This window comes from Serratia sp. CoH_122_TC_1 (assembly GCF_058191755.1).
Genome location: NZ_JBXWLA010000026.1, coordinates 1 through 1,586, shown reverse-complemented (window position 1 = coordinate 1,586; position 1,586 = coordinate 1). Strand labels below are relative to the sequence as shown.

General features: G+C 50.9%; 2 protein-coding genes. One reads left to right on the top strand and one right to left on the bottom strand.

What is annotated here, in order from left to right; genetic code table 11:
- The first annotated feature begins 143 nt into the window (after positions 1-143).
- Positions 144-1,202 carry a fimbrial protein gene (locus AC2FC2_RS24810; protein WP_490309002.1) on the top strand — a complete coding sequence of 353 codons (1,059 nt, stop codon included), beginning with the start codon at positions 144-146 and terminating at the stop codon, positions 1,200-1,202.
- Between the two features lie 9 nt (positions 1,203-1,211).
- Here the strand turns inward: AC2FC2_RS24810 and AC2FC2_RS24805 are convergent.
- Positions 1,212-1,586, bottom strand: a 375-nt coding sequence (locus AC2FC2_RS24805) for a substrate-binding domain-containing protein (protein WP_490647520.1), incomplete at its 5' end; no start/stop codon positions are given.

Sequence of the window (1,586 nt, the reverse complement as noted above, 5' to 3'; positions counted from 1 at the left end):
GTATATCAAAGCCGATAAACAGCCAGATTATCTGCAGGTTCGGCTCAACGCCGACCGACAACGGCACTGCGCGATCGAACACCCACAGTTTGGCCTGAATTCTGTGCAAAACGTCTGCCAATAACTCTTTCAGAGGTAAGATTATGAAAACCATCCCTTTGGCGTTACTGCTTTCGAGCCTGTTCAGTGGCTATAGCTACGCCGCTTGCTCCGACAATAGCGGTATCAAACTTTCCGCACCGATCTCCATTGATCTATCCGATAAGCTCAGCGCCCAGACGCCGGTATGGAGCCTGACGTTACCTACCCAATATACCGGAACCTTCACTTGTAGTAGCAGAGGTGGCACCATCGGTTTTTTCGTTCCCCTGGAGAAAAATTCAATAGTGATGGGTTTTTCCAATGGAAAATATTTGGTCAATGTCGCTATGCAACCCCTGCAATCCGACTCAATGGAGATTTCAGACAGTAAGCAGCATTCAGCCTCAGAGCTGAACCAAAATATGAATCTCACCTTCTCGCTGGTCACCGATTCCGGAAAAAATGTCAGTGGCGATACCTTCAATATCAGCGATACGGTGATAGCTTCGGATTTGACGTCGCTAAATCTGATCCTCTGGTTGCTAAAACAAGTGGGGAAAATAGTGCAGTGGGTCGCTTCACTGTTCCAGACCTGGCCATATGACAACACTGATATGTTTGGTCAGCCGTTGATTATCAAATATGCGCCAAAACTAACCACTTGCAGCTTCGACAATGCTGGATTAACGGTCGCCCTGCCGACTCAAGGGATCAGCCAGATCCTCAAAAATAATAAACCTGGCTACACACCCTTTATGCTGAATTTTAAATGCGAACAATTAGCGGCGAACAATACCGCTACGCGCGCCATTGATATTTTCCTGTCCAGTAATACTCTGCTGAGTACCGACAATAGCGTGATGGTGGATAACACCAACGGTGCCGCCAAAGGTGCGGGTATCCGCCTGGTCAATGTCGGTCAGCCTGATGCGCCGATTGTACTGTCGACATCTACTGCCAGCCGCAACAACGCCACGTCGCTGTTCAACGTGCAGCGGGGAGGGAGTCTGACGTCCAGTTTCTCGCTTTCTCTGGCGGCGTTTTATTTTGCTTATGCCCCCACTGACGTTAGCGCGGGGAAAATCAATACCACTGCCACGTTGAATATTGTCTATCCCTAACGACTTTATTCAGGCGCCGCGAATGGTGCCGCGCCAGACAAAATCAGCATGGTACAGCCGGGTTTCACCCGGCATATCCTGGCCCAACGCCGGCATCATGCTCTCTTCCTTCTGCTCTTCGGCCACCAGCCACTCAACCGAATCCTCAGCAAATAACGCCACCGGTTGGGTAAAGGTGGTGAGATGGTAAGAAGACCAAGCCGCCTGCGGAATATCGTCGTAGCCTGCGACACAAAGATCTTCTGGAATCCGCAGACCAAAGCGATGGCGCGCCTCGTCCATAAAACCGCAAGCCAATAAATCCGTGACGCAGAATACCGCGTCCGGCCGCTCGCGGCGGGTCAACAGCCGGTGCGCCAGGATCTGACCACTTTCATAAGATGT

Coding starts and splice junctions, on each gene's coding strand:
- AC2FC2_RS24810 (WP_490309002.1), top strand. CDS start 144: ATGAAAACCATCCCTTTGGCGTTACTGCTTTCGAGCCTGTTCAGTGGC.